This window comes from Agrobacterium sp. CCNWLW155, from assembly GCF_036888815.1.
In the GTDB taxonomy this organism is placed as follows: domain Bacteria; phylum Pseudomonadota; class Alphaproteobacteria; order Rhizobiales; family Rhizobiaceae; genus Agrobacterium; species Agrobacterium radiobacter.
The window spans coordinates 25,395-39,516 of the sequence record NZ_JBAKFW010000013.1 but is presented as its reverse complement, the minus strand read 5'-3'; the positions used below and the strand labels follow the sequence as shown (position 1 = coordinate 39,516).

At 59.1% G+C, this 14,122-nt stretch carries 15 protein-coding genes; 2 read left to right on the top strand and 13 right to left on the bottom strand.

Annotation, left to right across the window (positions count from 1 at the left end; all coding sequences use genetic code 11):
- Window positions 1-3: 3 nt before the first annotated feature.
- From V6S97_RS24960 to V6S97_RS24910, 11 genes are all read right to left on the bottom strand, one after another.
- Window positions 4-738 (bottom strand): virB8 family protein, encoded by a 735-nt coding sequence (locus tag V6S97_RS24960; protein WP_137006510.1) that lies wholly within the window; start codon window positions 736-738, stop codon window positions 4-6.
- Window positions 739-842: 104 nt separating this feature from the next.
- Entirely contained in the window at window positions 843-1,913 is a 1,071-nt protein-coding gene (locus V6S97_RS24955) for a type IV secretion system protein (protein WP_334427875.1), read from the bottom strand.
- On the bottom strand, window positions 1,913-2,131 hold the full coding sequence (locus V6S97_RS24950; RefSeq protein ID WP_137006512.1) for a hypothetical protein: 219 nt from the start codon (window positions 2,129-2,131) through the stop codon (window positions 1,913-1,915). The genes V6S97_RS24955 and V6S97_RS24950 overlap by 1 nt, the downstream gene beginning before the upstream one ends.
- Window positions 2,128-2,919, bottom strand: coding sequence for a conjugal transfer protein (locus tag V6S97_RS24945; protein ID WP_334427874.1), 792 nt, complete (start codon window positions 2,917-2,919; stop codon window positions 2,128-2,130). Before V6S97_RS24945 ends, V6S97_RS24950 begins: the two co-directional genes overlap by 4 nt.
- A 23-nt stretch (window positions 2,920-2,942) precedes the next feature.
- A complete protein-coding gene (locus V6S97_RS24940) occupies window positions 2,943-4,115 on the bottom strand; it encodes a lytic transglycosylase domain-containing protein (protein ID WP_334427873.1) in 1,173 nt (390 codons plus the stop codon).
- Window positions 4,093-6,612, bottom strand: a complete 2,520-nt coding sequence (locus tag V6S97_RS24935; RefSeq protein ID WP_334427872.1) for a VirB4 family type IV secretion/conjugal transfer ATPase — start codon at window positions 6,610-6,612, stop codon at window positions 4,093-4,095. Before V6S97_RS24935 ends, V6S97_RS24940 begins: the two co-directional genes overlap by 23 nt.
- Before the next feature lie 3 nt (window positions 6,613-6,615).
- The gene (locus V6S97_RS24930) at window positions 6,616-6,942 is read right to left on the bottom strand and encodes a VirB3 family type IV secretion system protein (RefSeq protein WP_334427871.1); all 327 of its coding nucleotides are present in this window, start codon (window positions 6,940-6,942) and stop codon (window positions 6,616-6,618) included.
- A 2-nt stretch (window positions 6,943-6,944) separates the two neighbouring features.
- Window positions 6,945-7,304 (bottom strand): TrbC/VirB2 family protein, encoded by a 360-nt coding sequence (locus V6S97_RS24925; protein WP_137006517.1) that lies wholly within the window; start codon window positions 7,302-7,304, stop codon window positions 6,945-6,947.
- Window positions 7,301-8,359 carry a lytic transglycosylase domain-containing protein gene (locus V6S97_RS24920; protein ID WP_334427870.1) on the bottom strand — a complete coding sequence of 353 codons (1,059 nt, stop codon included), beginning with the start codon at window positions 8,357-8,359 and terminating at the stop codon, window positions 7,301-7,303. The genes V6S97_RS24925 and V6S97_RS24920 overlap by 4 nt, the downstream gene beginning before the upstream one ends.
- 215 nt (window positions 8,360-8,574) lie before the next feature.
- Window positions 8,575-9,036 carry a hypothetical protein gene (locus tag V6S97_RS24915; RefSeq protein WP_334427869.1) on the bottom strand — a complete coding sequence of 154 codons (462 nt, stop codon included), beginning with the start codon at window positions 9,034-9,036 and terminating at the stop codon, window positions 8,575-8,577.
- Between the two features lie 10 nt (window positions 9,037-9,046).
- Entirely contained in the window at window positions 9,047-9,778 is a 732-nt protein-coding gene (locus tag V6S97_RS24910) for a hypothetical protein (RefSeq protein WP_334427868.1), read from the bottom strand.
- 513 nt (window positions 9,779-10,291) lie between these two features.
- Here V6S97_RS24910 and V6S97_RS29240 point away from each other — a divergent pair.
- Window positions 10,292-10,597, top strand: coding sequence for a DUF6088 family protein (locus tag V6S97_RS29240; RefSeq protein WP_442886107.1), 306 nt, complete (start codon window positions 10,292-10,294; stop codon window positions 10,595-10,597).
- A 1,326-nt stretch (window positions 10,598-11,923) separates the two neighbouring features.
- On the opposite strand, the gene V6S97_RS24905 is transcribed toward V6S97_RS29240, so the two are convergent.
- Complete coding sequence (locus V6S97_RS24905) at window positions 11,924-12,244, bottom strand: hypothetical protein (RefSeq protein ID WP_334427867.1); 321 nt, start codon at window positions 12,242-12,244, stop codon at window positions 11,924-11,926.
- Between the two features lie 375 nt (window positions 12,245-12,619).
- Window positions 12,620-12,889: a hypothetical protein gene (locus V6S97_RS24900; protein ID WP_334427866.1), complete on the bottom strand. Its 270-nt coding sequence runs from the start codon at window positions 12,887-12,889 to the stop codon at window positions 12,620-12,622.
- 462 nt (window positions 12,890-13,351) lie between these two features.
- On the opposite strand from V6S97_RS24900, the gene V6S97_RS29235 reads away from it, so the two are divergent.
- Window positions 13,352-13,891 carry a WGR domain-containing protein gene (locus V6S97_RS29235; RefSeq protein WP_442886105.1) on the top strand — a complete coding sequence of 180 codons (540 nt, stop codon included), beginning with the start codon at window positions 13,352-13,354 and terminating at the stop codon, window positions 13,889-13,891.
- Window positions 13,892-14,122: the final 231 nt, after the last annotated feature.

Below are 14,122 nucleotides of genomic sequence, written 5' to 3'. Positions count from 1 at the left end.
TCATCATGGCGTGATCCCTGACGGCATGGTCTCGGGAACCCTTGCATATTCGGTCACGACAAAGCCGAGAGGATTGTAGAGACGGACCCGGTTGCTGGCGGGCAGGTTGATCTGCCGGTAGCGTATGGTCGCCGACCAGCGGGTGACAACTTCGCCACCACGGCGACGTTCTCTTGTCTCGAAGCGAACAGCCATGGTCGAGGGATTGAGGGGATTGACCGAGAGGATTTCCGGGCGGATTTCGCCGGTTGCACCGAGCATCTTGACCGGCCCTCTCGGATTGGAGGGGTTCATCCAGGCCTCGTAGTCCTTGAAGGCTTGCGAACCCGGTTCCGACCAGAGGGCAACCATGTCGAAATTGTCGGACAGATAGCGGGGATCGTAAGTTTCGCGGCGGATCACATAGTTGCCTGCAAAGGCGGCTCGGACAGCCTGGTTTTCCGATACGCTCGAGCGATCCTTTTCGAGCGTGGTTACCGTCTCCATGTAGCCCGTGTTCCTGTCCACGATCAGCGGCACAACCTCGGTGCGCACCAAGGGAAAGAGTTGAGCAACTGAAAATGAAAGCACACCCGCGACTGCCCAGCCGGCTACGGCGAACACCAGCAGGATCAGACCGATCAGGGTGCGAAGGGAGCGATTCTTCTCACCCCAGGAAAGGTGTTGGTCGTAAATGTCCTGCGGACCGGCAACCTGATCGGCCGGCGCGGATTGCAATTGCCTTCTGAACAATGCCAAGTTCTATCCCCAAAACAAAATCGTCGTTAATCTCTTTAAGCCGCGTCATCGGCAGAAGCGGCTTGCGCATGGAAATTCTGAATTCGACCAGTGCATGTTTTGCCTCACTCGCCGCTGCGCCGGCGCATGGTCAGCATCCGGCCGAGAGCGCCAGCGCCTGCCATCCCGCCGCGGCCGGCGAGCGCAGCCGCGGTGACCGCGCCTTTAGGCCCGGCGAGCATGCCAAGAGCCATCGCTGCGGCCTGTCCGCTTCTCGAACCGCTCGCGGAGAGGCGCGCGCGAGCCGCTTCATATGTCGTGTTGACACCACCGCCGTCCGGTACTGACGGTGCGATGCCGTAGGCGAACGTCCTTGCAAAATCAGGAACCTGGAAAATGAAATAGGAGATCAGGGCCAGATAGAGCACCATGGCCAGCACGATCGCGAGCGCGTTTTCTTTCGTCGCCATGTCGCCACTGATCGTGTCCATCATCCCGATCAGAAAGCCGAACGACAGCCCGGCCATGACATAAGTGAAGAGCAGCATGAACATGCCATAGGCGATGCCCCTCACCCACGCATCGAACACGAAACGCGTGATGCCGAAGAAATAGGAGAGAATGGCGATTGGACCGATCGCAAGCATGACGGCAGTGATCATTTTCGCGAACAGCGTCACGCCAGTCAGGATCAGCAGCATCGGAAGCAGGCCGAAGACCAGTACGATGAAGACCACCACCGCACCGGTGACGTTCGGTAGCCATCCAGATTCGTAGGAATTGAAGAGCTGCATGGCGAAGTCGTAGACCTTGCGCGACATGCTGGCGACTTGGCTGGCAAGATCTGAGCCAGCGGATTGCCCACCCATGGCAGACGAAATGGCCGCGCCAAGATCCTGAGGTGACGTCAAAATGAATTGACCGATATTGTCGAAGAAGGTGGCCCAGGACATCACCAGCGCATAGGCAAGCGCGAGTTTCGAGGCCGTGATCGCCATGTCCTGCAATGAGACGCTCGACAGGCCGAGCGCACCCCAGAGGAAATAGAGGATCAGAAACAGCGCAAGGATGGATGAGACCAGATTGCCATTTTCGGCGAACAGACCCCACGCTTTCTCAAGGGACGCCTCGTTGATCTTGTTGAAGTATCCGAGTGCGTCGCCATAAAAATTAACCGCGTAGCTGACCGGATCCATTACTCCCCCTGGAAGAAATTGACGGGTCGCATCGGACCGCAATCGCTTCTGACGAAATCCGCAAGGGCCTGTTGCGGCGGCGCCGGTTCTTCCCGCGCCTCGTAGCCGAGCGCCGGCACGGGGTTTTCGTCAGCTGAGCATTTGGCCAGCTGTTCGAACTTGCCGCCGCATCCCGACAAGGTGGCGACGGCCAGGAGCAGCAACGGGTCGAACCTCAATAGTTCTCCTCCTCGAATGCCTGCAGCTGATCCCGGACCGATGCCCCCTCTTCGCCATTGGCACCGGAGCGCATCACGCTGTCGGGAAGTGTTGCGAAGGTCTTGAGGTTCTGGGATGAGGTGGCAAGGGCCGCCTTATACTGCTGGTTCAGCAACATCACCTGATTGTTGAGCGAGCCGACGGCCTCATTGGCTGTCTGGTTGCCCTGGAGCACCATCTGCGTGTTCTGTTCGAGTGCGCCCTTCAGGTCCTGCGCGGTGCCGACCTGCTCCGTCGCCTGCATGAAGGCATTCTGCCGGTCCTTGGTGGCGCTGTTCATTGCGTCGGTGAGTGCCGTCAATGTCGTCAGCGCATTGATGCCCTGCGAATAGGCCTGGTTGGCGCCCGACAGCTCGCCTCCCTTGACGGTATCAACGACCATTTTCACCAGATTGAGTCCATTGATCAGCTTGGCGGCGGCGTTTTGGAATTCACCGCTGATGCCGCCGAACAACGCTTCGTTTCCGGACAGGATGCTGTTGAAATCCGGCGCCTGGCCCATGCTGAAACCATTGCCGGTCGCAAGCTTGGCAAACTGGCTGGCATCCTGCGATCGGTCGCCAGTGATCGCCTGAAGCGTCTTTATCGTGTTGTCCTTGACGATGGACGTGTCGCCCTGGATCTGCTTCGAAAGCTCTTCGATCTTTTCGCTTATCGCGATATTGGCCGCGTCCTTGACCGGCACCTGCGCAAAGGCGTGCGATGTGGTGGTGATGCAGAATGCTGCGGCCATAACGAATTTTCTCATCTGCCTGTCCTCTCTCTTCCTGTTCAGTTTGCGGTCGGTCGAGCGTCGACGACTGTCACCAGCCCAAGCGCCGGATCCTCCAGCACCGAGAAGGTCGCGACATCGCCACTGGCGCGTGCCTGCTCCTGTAGGTCCTCTAGCCAACGCTGAATCTGATCTGTGGTGGCGGTCGACGGCACGGCAAAGCATCGAGTGCTGCCAGTGTCGATGATTGTCGAGGGGCATTGGACTTCAGCCATCACGAGGGAACCATCATGGTCCCTGGCGTTGCCGCCTCCTGAGCCGCGCAAGGCTGCCGAAGAAGACTGCAGCCCGGCTTGCAGACGCTGGAGATACTGCTGGTTTGCCGCCAGCGATTTTCCCAGGAGCTCGTTCCAGACTGAACCGCGTTCAACCTGCGCCTCGGTGTTACGGTCGACCGCCTTTTTCAGCTGCTCCCCGCATCCACTGATGTCACTGACGGTTTCCGTTTCGATGCCGTCGCCCGACGAGGTCCGGTCGCCGTTCTCGGCCTTGTTCCGGCTGTAGTAGGCCGAGACCTTTTTGACGTAATCCTGGGTCTCGGGAATGTTGGGTATCCGACCGTTCTGCAACGACTGGCGATAAGGCCCGGCATTGTATCCTGCTGCGATCAGGTCATAGCGATTGCCGAACATTCCCTGCAGTTGCTTGATGTATCTGACACCGCCGCGGATGTTGTCGCGCAGGTCGTAAGGATTGACACCAAGTCCCGCTGCAGTCCCCGGCATCAGTTGCATGACGCCGGTCGCGCCAACGGGCGAGCGCGCCGATTGGCGGAAGCGTGACTCCTGCTCGGCGACCGCCAGCGCAAAATTGGGATCGACTCCCTGGCGGATTGCTTCGTCCGCCACCATACGAGCCACTTCCTGCTGGCTATGCGTACGCTTCGACGGGCCGGCCGGCAAACTGTCACCGGCCATGCCCTCGGCCGAGCAATCCGCCGGTGCGCCGGAGCCTTGTCCGGGCGCGACGCTGTCCGTCGTTCCGCCCGACGCACCTTTCAACGCTCGCGTATCCGTCTGATAGGTCTTGTACCAGTTCTCCGTCGCCTGCTGGATGTTGCGGCGGGCGTTGTCGATCACCGGCACCTGCGCGAAGCCGGGCGCCGGCGTGAACAGGGTGGACATGACGATGGCGCTGACGGTTGCCAGTTCAGGACGTCTTGCGTTGGTCATCGGACGCATCCCCCTCCCAGTCGCAGAATTTTGACAGCCAGTTCTTTGGATCGTCGCCATATTCGTCGAGCAGCATCTCAACCTCCCGGACTGTCTCCTCACGGCCCGACAGGACCTTGATGAACTCCGGCATGTGGGACATATCGACACGCGCGATCACACTGCTCTTCGCGTGCTTGATCAGCATGAAGCGCGAGGCCGGATCACCGTTCTTGACCCAGTCGAACTCGGCCTTCGAGAGGCCGAAATGGTCCATGTAAGAGTTTTCGTCGGCCTTCGGATTGGCGAAGAAGATGTTGGTCGACGTCTGCTCGATGATCGTCCGGCTGACACTGGATTGCACCACGTCGTCGGCTGACTGCGTGCCGAAGATGACGAGACCGTTCCGTTTCCGGATGGTCTTGAAATAGTCCTTCATGGTGCGCTTGAACTCGTCGTCATCGAGCAGCTTCCAGGCTTCGTCCATAAGGTTGATGATTGGTGCCTTGCCGTCGTAAACCTCGTCCAGCCGGTGGAACATGTAGAGGAGTGCTGCTGTGCGCACGGGCGGATCGTCGAGGATCGACGTCATGTCAAACCCGATCATTGGCCGCGAAATATCGAGATTGTCGTCGGCATTATCGAAGAGCCAGGCGTACGGCCCGTGATCAACCCACTTGTCGAGCCGTGCAATCAGGCTTCCCTCGGTCCGCTCGCTTCCGGCAAGCAGGGCGCGAAGTGACGACAGGCGGCGATAGGATCGGTCCTTCGTCTTGAGGACCGACTTGATCGCGGTGCGAATGATAGTCTCTTCCTGCGGCGACAGGCTTTCGCCTTCCTGAGGCGGCCTCAGCATGAAGCTTAAGAGCCGATAGAGGAAAACGCGGTTCTCTTCGGTGTCGTCGAGGAGCAGGGGGTTCCAACCGGATGGCTCGCCGGGTTCGAGCGTCATGTAGGTTCCGCCCGCCCCGCGAACCATGATGTCAAGACCGCGATCCTTGTCGAAAACGATGGTCTTCAGACGCGGGCTGACGCGGTAAGCCTGCAGGATCAGGAATGCCATGATGACGGTTTTGCCGGAGCCCGTCGGTCCGAACACCGTCGTGTGCCCGACATCGCCCTGGTGGAAATTGAAGAAGAACGGCGTTCCTGACGTCGTCTCGAAAATGGTGATCGCCGGCCCCCAATGATTGCCGTCCGGCTTGCCATAGGGATAGGCGTGAAAGCTGCTCAGGCCCGCACAATTGAGAGTGGAAATCACGGCCCGACGGGCAATATAAGCCTGATTTCCGGGAAGTTGCGCCCAATAGGCCGGCTCCGCGTTCAGATCCTCGCGGACATAGGAAGCACCGAGTGCTCCAAGCTCGTTGCCGATCAGGGCGACCGCATCGTCAAGCTGGGCCGCTGATCTTGCCACCGGCATGACGGTGAGATGATGCTCGGCGAAGGCAACGCGCTTCCTCGCAAGTTCATCACGCGCGATATCTAGACTGGCCTGAACGCTGGAGCCGCCCTCGTCTGCCTTCGACAGTTGCCGGTCGAGTCGTTCGATCCGACTTCTCGCGGCCATGTCGTTAATGAAGGACATGGACTGGGTGAGTACCATCTCGAAGGGGAGCTTGAGAACGTAGTCGAGCATGCCGGCGCCCGTCTCGGGCGGATATTCCTTCAAAGACACCATTGCGGCGTAGCGGTCATCGCCCTGCGTATCGCCCTGAAGATGAATCGTCCGGTTGCCGATTGATGTGCGACGTGCCGGCAGAATCGCATCGATGGGAAGTTTGCCAAGCCGGATTGGCCGGACACGACCGCCATTCAGCAGTGTAGAGAAGAATTCGCATTGTTCCGAGAACCAGATTCTTGGGGTACCCGCATCGACCTCCATGCTTTCGGAGAAGTCGCGATAGATCGTCTTGCCGTTGCCAAGGTCAACCTCGACCCGCTGCACGTCGCGCAGGACTTTGGGACCGTAGGCGATGAGCGATTTTTCGAGCGCTTTTGTCGCCTCGACCAGTTTGTCACGCATTGAGCGAAACTGTTCCTTGCGCAGGACATCGCCGCCGATGCCTACGATGCGGGAAAGCGCGGAGCCTTGTTTGAACAGCGGACGCACGACGAGCGAGATGTAGGTGTCGTTGACGAACATCTCGTTCATTGAGATGCTTGCCTGATAGACATCATCCAGACGCCGGATGAAGGGGTCGGTAAAGGTTGCTGGCAATGACGGTGCCACCTTGCGCCTGACAACATGGGTATAAAGCGCGAAATTGCCGATTGAGGAAATGGCGCGAAATGCCGAGTTGCGCTGCCGCTGCAGCATGTTGATCATTTCGACATCTGCCGTTTCAAACGAGAAGCCTGTGAGGCGCTGGGTCGATACCAGGCAATCGTTCTTCAGCCGGATAATGCCGTTTTCGATCGGAACATAGAAGGGAACATGGGTCGAGATACTGCGATCAGCAAAGATCTCCCAGCCTTTCGACAGGCTTCCCTTCAACGATCTTGCCATCGTGCTCATCGGTCAAGCTCCGTAGGTTCGGATACCGCCGCCGAGCCTGCGGCCAAGGGGATTGACGCCGCACATGCTGAGGCACCCGAGAATGTCAAAGAACCAGAGGTCGAGCTTGACCGTGAGCACATAGAGAATGCCATGCAGGATCACGAACGACACGGGAAACCAAAGGATAGACCCGAGCACCATGAACACCATCAGCGAGACGAAGCATTCCGCCAGGAAATAGGTGTACGGGATCCCCATCACTGTCGGCGGGCGCGTGAGGGCAAGGATGACGGGATTGGATTCGATATAGTCGTCGCCACCCCGAGTGTTGCTGGCGGAGTTCGTCATGATCAAGATCCGGCGCCAGCTAGGAAATCTACAAGCTCAGCGGCGGCGAACATGCCGGCGAGGCTCCCACCGACCCGCAGAAGCGCTCCCCAGGACCAGAAGCCAAAGGCGGCAGCCAGGAACATGCCGATGAAGGCGATCGCTCCAACCGAACGGCCAAAAGGTCCGGTAAAGAACTGTACGAGCCTGTCGGCGGCATTTTCCAGGGCATCGAGGCTTTGCGCTGCCGCCGGCTCGTATTGACTGACAAGAAGGACCGAGGCCGCAAGCAACACCATGGTGGCATGGCCGACCCACTTACGCTTGACGAGGGAGCGGCAGGTAACGCTGCCAATACGAATTGCCATGGCCATCATGTTCATTGAAGTACCTCTTCCTTGACGATTTTGACTGGGCCGCCCAGTTGCACCGCTTCCAATGGCTGCAGAAGGCGGCTGTCCAACGCGGGCGGGCTTGCAGCTGAGAAGACAAGCATCGGCGACCTTGCCCGGTCGGCCGGGCCTGAGCGGCGGTGCTGATTGGATTGAGAGACAGATGCCGGACCAGGCGCCGGAGCCTGGGAGCTTGCCGGCTTGCCAGTGTAGTAGCCGACGACACGCGTCACATAATCCGCGGTTTCACGGATCAGTGGCAGGGATTGCTGCGCATCGACGCGGGGTTCGCCGGCATTATATGCGGAGGCGATCAGCACCGGGTTGCTATAGTTGTCGACGAGCGCACGAAGGAAACGAGTGCCCGCACGGATGTTCAGCTCGGGGTCGGTGAGGTCATGAGCGCCAAAGGCCTCACCGATCTTCGGCATCACCTGCATCAGACCGACGGCGCCGGCCGAACTAACCAGGTCGGGGTCGAAACGAGCGTTTTCCGCGCGCATGATCGACAGCACCCAGTTCGGATCGACCTCCTCCTCAGCCGCGATTTCCATTGCCAGTGCCGCGTAGTCTTCGGGCACGCCGGAAAGCAGATCAGGACGGGCTTGCGCCACTGTCCGATCGTCAGGAGTGCGGGGTTCGACGGCTGGATTGGCAGACCGATGGACGGTGCCCGCGTCAAACGAGAAGATACTGATGGGCGAGAACACGGCGCGGTCGCGCCGTGTACTTGCTCTGCGGGCCGCTTCTCCCGGTAGCTCTGGAACTCTATCTTCCGATTCGACCGTTGCTTCCGCAATGAATGAAAGATTTTCCGGGATTGCGTTGGTATTGGCCTGCCCCGAAAAACGTTCGTTGAAACTGGTGAGATCGATGCTTGGCGGTGGTTGTTGGTCGTGTTCCGCGGCGGGTGCTGGCAGAGCACCGGGCTGTCCTGAGGTTTTAGCCGCAAAGTGGAACGACCAATCGGTGCGCTCATGGTTCTCGCCGATCTTAAGCGGCTCGCTCTCGGCGGACGTTGCGAAAAAACTTGTGGCCAGGAGCACAGACGTCACCGCAGGCCAGACTGCACTGCGTGACACTCTGAGTCGCGGTCTATTCACGGAAGAAAGCAGGCTGTCATCCATTCGAACCAGTCCATTACTTGCACTTCAATACAAGTTATGGACTGCAATCCGTGCCAGAAATCAACTGAAAAATATAACTGGAGTACAAGTTTTATCCCAAAGGTCATTGGCCCGTTAATAAACATCTAAAGAAATCAATCCTGTAACCGCGACCAGCGATCCGGCTTCCAGCGATACACGATCTGATCCCGATCACCCAGGATTCGAGCCAAGCGAACAGCGGTTCCCCCTTTGACCAGCACTGAACCTGCATCCGCTCCTGAGGCCCCGTTATAGATTCGGCATGTGAAATTCGGCAGTTCCCGTTGGATTCTCGATACCGGCCAGCAAGTGGAAATCTGATAGCGAGAGCCATCAAGGTTCGTCGCGAGTTCACGTGAGACCTGCTGCACCGGCCCGAGACGATGGCGCCCGAACTGCGTACCATAATCCAGTTGGCACTCGACGATATTGCCTGGATAGTGTCGGCAAGCGGAGAGACCAAGATTGGCATACGGTGCTGGCGGCATCATCCGGGGCGACTGGGCGTGCTGCCCGCATGCGGCCAATGGAAATATCAAGGCGAACGGCCAAAACAGCGCTTTCATGATTCGCACGGCTTACCTCCTAGATTTGCTGCCTATATCCGGCATGTTCGAGGGCTTCGAGAAAAAGGTCCCGGGCGATCCCGCAATAGGGTGACGAAGGCTGCGCCAGATGCAGTTGGGTCAGGACCAGTCCGAGTGTTCCAATGGTCGTGGTTACCTCTTTGAGGTCATCATTGAGGCCATCGCGAAACAGCTCACGTCCATCATGGCTTTTGACGATAATCGCATAGTCGTTGCGCGCAATGCTGTGCCACAATTCGACGATACCGGTTTCGCCGGCTTGCGTTTCCGTGTCGCAGGTGAGCATCATCGCGTAGTCCGGAAGAGGAAGGTCGCATTCCTCGATCGAGGTTCCGCCATTAAACTCCGTGAGCGTGACCGCAGACGAGAACAGAAGCAAACGTTCGTTGACCAGGAACCGCCGTTGTCCGAGGCGCACAAAGCCGTTCATGACGCCCGAACGGATAATTTTTGGCGCGAGACATTCCTCGCAGTGCTCGCAGACTTGAACCAACTGATCGTTCCTGAAGGAGAACGTGTTGTGGAAACGACCAAGGAGGAAGCGTGTGATATTTTCGGTGCGACCGCCAAGCGACTCGACGAATGCGAACGCACCAAACCGCGTCCACGCTTGATTGACATCACTGTCTGCCGATAACCCTGCAATGCTCACCAGGCTGGATGGGCCGGCCACGATGCCTGCGGTCCGCGTCTCCGCACCGCAGTGCGGGCAGTCTATGCTGACCGGCACCCGGTACCATTCCTTCGTCAGTAGAGATCGGTGGCTTGTCAGTGTGAAACCCGTCTTGCTATTTTGCTGGAAAGACTTGCAGATATCAGCTCAGAACCGACACCCTGCGCCTTGCAACAAGAGAGAAAATGTCCTCGATAACGCTGTGAGGTTATGCGATCAGACTTGTACTCCGATACAAGTTTGTAGCAGTCATAGGCGAAGCGCTCAAGATGGGAAGTGAGGTTTGTGGACCGACACCCAAAGCAATCCGATCGAGGCATCTTCGGTCGCCGACCTGTTCAGCCAGCAGCGTACGTGTCGAAAGAACCGCTTCGTGCCCCGATATAGAAGTTGGGGTGGCAAGCTGACTTTCTGCATGCGGGCAGACATTGTAGGATTGTCTGAAGCTGGGATGGCAAGGCGACGGCGCCGGAACGTCCGCGCCGTCGCTGCATTGATGGGGTGTGGCCTGCCAATCGCGTAACGGGAACAGGTTGCCAAGCGCCGGGTTTTTGTGACGGGAAGCCGATCATGGATCAAACATTGAAGCAGCGGATCAGGACAAGGATAAGCAGGACCAAGAAGACAGACGTCTTCGTTCCCCGCGATTTTGCTGACCTGAGCGGCGACGATCAGGTTCTTCGGGCTCTGAGAGCATTGGTGAAGGATGGCGCTCTCATGCGCTTGGGCTATGGTGTCTATGCCAGGGCGGTGCGGTCACGTCTGTCGGGGCGTGTCATGGTCTCCAGTTCAAACGGGTTTCACGGTGCTGCACTCCAGGCTCTGAACAAACTTGGGGTCCCTTGGAAACATAGCGACAGCACCCCGGGCATATAGTCGGGGGCAGTCCACCCAGATCCCGGTTAATCTTACAGTCAAGGTCGGGAAACGCTTCAGCCGCCGGCTATCCGACGGCCGCACGGAGCTTCGTGTTGAGCGAAAAGCCGGACCTGCAGACCCTCCTTGAGGTGCAGGACTACTTCGCCCTGCCGTCACCGAGCGAATTCGCGGGTTTGCACGGTGACACAAAACCCTTTTGGCGAAGGCATCTATTCACCCAATCGGTGACGCACCGTTTCACCGCGTTGCTTGTTTGCTGATCCGCAGATTTACCGCATGGCGTAAACACCGATACACTCATCCACCGATCTACCGATGCACTCAATCGGAGATGCACACATTCGCCTGTTCACGCATCCACTGCTTCACCCATTCATCCATTCGCCGCTTCACCTAGTCGGTGTGGAGCAAATTCGCCGATCTGCACCTTTGCTGATCCGCCGTGTCACCCAATAGTACAAAAACAGATCCACTCATTCACCGATACATTCAATCGGAGCACCACGCGTTCATGCGTACGCCTAGACACCGATATGCCCGTTAGCCAGTTCACCGGTCCGCTCAATCGAGTAGCGTAGTCGTCTGACCACTGAAATCCCGGTGTATCTCTCGCCGGACGGAAGCGCTCCTAGACCCTCAGACCGAGCCCAACCGCCTCCCCCTTCCGGATAGACATCGCTCGCTCGCGGCAATTATCCGTGCCCAGCTCCCCAAAAAATTTGAAGATCACGGAGATCGTCGGTCGCTCTGGCGACGATCGCCCCCCGGGCGAAACGGCTATTGGTATACCAATAGCCTATCCTGCCATTTCTCACTACCATGTCCGACCCACGTGCCCGACCCGCCAATGCTGTTGCGAGTCGTCAGACGATGCAACAGCGATCACAGGTGTACCACCCGTGATCCGCGGAGGAGGAATAGCGCGTGGGTCGGACATGGTAGTGAGAAATGCTGAAGCGAGCCGCCCGTCGCGAGCAGTCGGGATGCCCGCGGCCGCAGGAAGCGGGCATCGATGACATGCGAACGACAGGGCGGCGAGCACACCGCAGGAGCGGATGATCGGCTGGAGCGGATGCCCGAAGCATGGAGGGCGCAGCGCAGGACGATCATCCGCTCCGTATTGTTTGGGGAAGTCGCGGCAGCGTCCATCTACCGGCCAGAGAGGCCGGGCGGGGCTTGCCCCGCACCACAAGGAGAGGGGTGTTTGAGGGGAGAGGCGGCAAGTCTCTCCCCTCAAGACCGCACGCAGGCTCGATGCCGGCAAGCGGTCCGGACCATGCGGAAAAGACGAGAGGCGGGCTACGCCTCTCGTCTGCAATTCAGTCAGGCACCCAGTTCTCGGATCACGGCTGCAACAGGCCAGTCGCCGAAATGGGTCCGGCACTGGGCAACGAGAATGTCGACGGCCGTCTCATTGGCCTCAATGGCTCGGATCGCCTCATCCATGTCGTCGTAGGGTCCGAGATTTTCGAGCGGTTCGTAGTCGCCGTAGTCTTCGTCCCAGTTGCCGGCGATGTATTGCGGGGCGTTTTTGACACGGACCAGTGCTCGTTCTGCTTCGTGAATGAGACTGAACCCCTCGGTCCGCTGCCGCCAGTATTCCGGGCTTCCGCCGTCGATGTATCTGATCTTGCGCTGTGTCATGAGAAGTCTCCTTTCGTTTTCTGACGGAAGGTGACCGCACCGTAGACGCGAGGGGTCAGGGATCGCGGCACGCGACCGCCCGCAGCGGCGAGCGGAGGAGCCGATTTTCTGGCACCGCCCTTGAGGGCGGTGCCAGAAAATTGGAGGGGCCGCGCTGTCCTTGACGCCGGAGTGTCGGGTGCACAATGGGAGGTCAGAGAGAGAAGATAGCCCGCGGCCACGATCAGGGGCCGCGTTCGTTTTCCGGCGACCAGCCGGCCCTTTCCTGTCCACCACCAACGCCATGCTTTCCGGGGAACCGTGAGCGGGCGGCATGGCGAGCGTCCATGAAAAAGGGGCTCCCGCCCGGTGAGAGCGGAAGCCCTTGATGCGAGGTCAATAGCCGAAATTAGCGATGATCTCGTCAAGCTCCTCATCGAGGGCGAAGTCGAAATCGTGGTCGTCGCCATAGTCGGGAAGATCACCCTCTTCGTGACCGCATTCGGTGCATCTGATCGTATGATACTGGTTTATCGAACCGGCTTCGCAGGCCTCCCAGTAGCGTTCAAATGCTTCCCCGGCGCATTCGGGGCATGCGATAATTTCGAGATCGTCATCAAGGTCGAAACCACCCGGCTCCACGCAGCCGCTGTAAACTCTGGTCATGATCGTATCCTTTCGTGTCTATGACGAAAGAGAGCCACAGAGCGCCGCCGACCGGGTCAAGGATCGCGGATCGCGACCGCCAGCGGCGGCGAGCGAGCGGGGGAGCCGATTTTGTCGACGGACGCGTCAGCGGCCGGCGACAAAATTGGGGGAACCGCGATGTCCTTGAGGCGGGAGAAGGGGATCGTAGAATGCGGCGTCATAGAGATAGAGAGAACCACGCCCGCGGCAGCGGGCGTGACCATTTCCGGCGGCCAGCCGGTCCTCCACCATCTCCGCGCCGCAACGGTTGCGATGCCGCGGCGGTGCCACACCGCGAGAGGATCGTCACGCGGCCGCGCGGAGACCGCTTGCGGGCTCCGTGAGCGCCCCAGGGCGCGAGTAGAGCCGCCCGGCAAGGCCGGCTCGCCCGATCATCTGTTCGGGGATTGCCAACACATCACGCAAATGAATCGGTCGGGCATGACCGATTCAAATCTCTCGTTGGACCTGCGTTCAGTGATCGACGATCCTCCCGGCATGATTACGCAGCCCTATCAGCTTTATATCGAACGCAAGGACGCCTCGATGAACATGGCGCGTTACTATGCCATGGATATTTCGGCGACCTTGTTTGGAGAAACCCGGCTGACCCGCCGCTGGGGACGCATCGGTGCGCACGGCCAGTCGAAGGCCCATATCTTCCTGCGTGAAGAGGAAGCCGTGCAGCTGTTTCTCGATCTCGTCCGCCAGAAGCGCACACGCGGCTACCGCCCGGCTGCGCGGCAGGCGGAACGAGGCCCGCTCGCGAGGACCCCGACAGGCGTCTTATCGGCCCCAGCCCCAATCGGTCTCGAAGGCGATCTCGATCTCGACGAAAAACGGGATCTTGATCGCGACCTTGAGACCGAGCTTTCCTTTGCGGAAGAGGTGGCCGGCGACTTTGCCGAGTGCGCGGAGCCGTCGCCCGGTGAATGTGAGGAATTGGGAGAGTTGGCGCATGATGTTTACTCCTTTCGATAACGTGTATTTGCGGGGATAGACCGCGGCCCGGAAAGGAGTGCTGCACCCGAAAGGGCGGTAGCGAATGCAAAGGACCTGCCGACGGCGGCAGGTTGCGGTGCGACGACGAGGCTGCAACATCCCCGATGCCGATGACAGGGGATCGAAAGGAAGGACGCGACAACCTCCCGGATCCTTCCGGACGAGAGCAGGCTGCGACGATCGATGTGCTCGCAGCCGAAGCGAAGCTTC

Coding starts and splice junctions, on each gene's coding strand:
- V6S97_RS29235 (WP_442886105.1), top strand. CDS start 13,352: ATGACCGATTCAAATCTCTCGTTGGACCTGCGTTCAGTGATCGACGAT.
- V6S97_RS29240 (WP_442886107.1), top strand. CDS start 10,292: ATGGATCAAACATTGAAGCAGCGGATCAGGACAAGGATAAGCAGGACC.
- V6S97_RS24925 (WP_137006517.1), bottom strand. CDS start 7,304: ATGAACATGATGGCCATGGCAATTCGTATTGGCAGCGTTACCTGCCGC.
- V6S97_RS24900 (WP_334427866.1), bottom strand. CDS start 12,889: ATGACCAGAGTTTACAGCGGCTGCGTGGAGCCGGGTGGTTTCGACCTT.
- V6S97_RS24930 (WP_334427871.1), bottom strand. CDS start 6,942: ATGACGAACTCCGCCAGCAACACTCGGGGTGGCGACGACTATATCGAA.
- V6S97_RS24905 (WP_334427867.1), bottom strand. CDS start 12,244: ATGACACAGCGCAAGATCAGATACATCGACGGCGGAAGCCCGGAATAC.
- V6S97_RS24940 (WP_334427873.1), bottom strand. CDS start 4,115: ATGACCAACGCAAGACGTCCTGAACTGGCAACCGTCAGCGCCATCGTC.
- V6S97_RS24935 (WP_334427872.1), bottom strand. CDS start 6,612: ATGAGCACGATGGCAAGATCGTTGAAGGGAAGCCTGTCGAAAGGCTGG.
- V6S97_RS24955 (WP_334427875.1), bottom strand. CDS start 1,913: ATGGATCCGGTCAGCTACGCGGTTAATTTTTATGGCGACGCACTCGGA.
- V6S97_RS24945 (WP_334427874.1), bottom strand. CDS start 2,919: ATGAGAAAATTCGTTATGGCCGCAGCATTCTGCATCACCACCACATCG.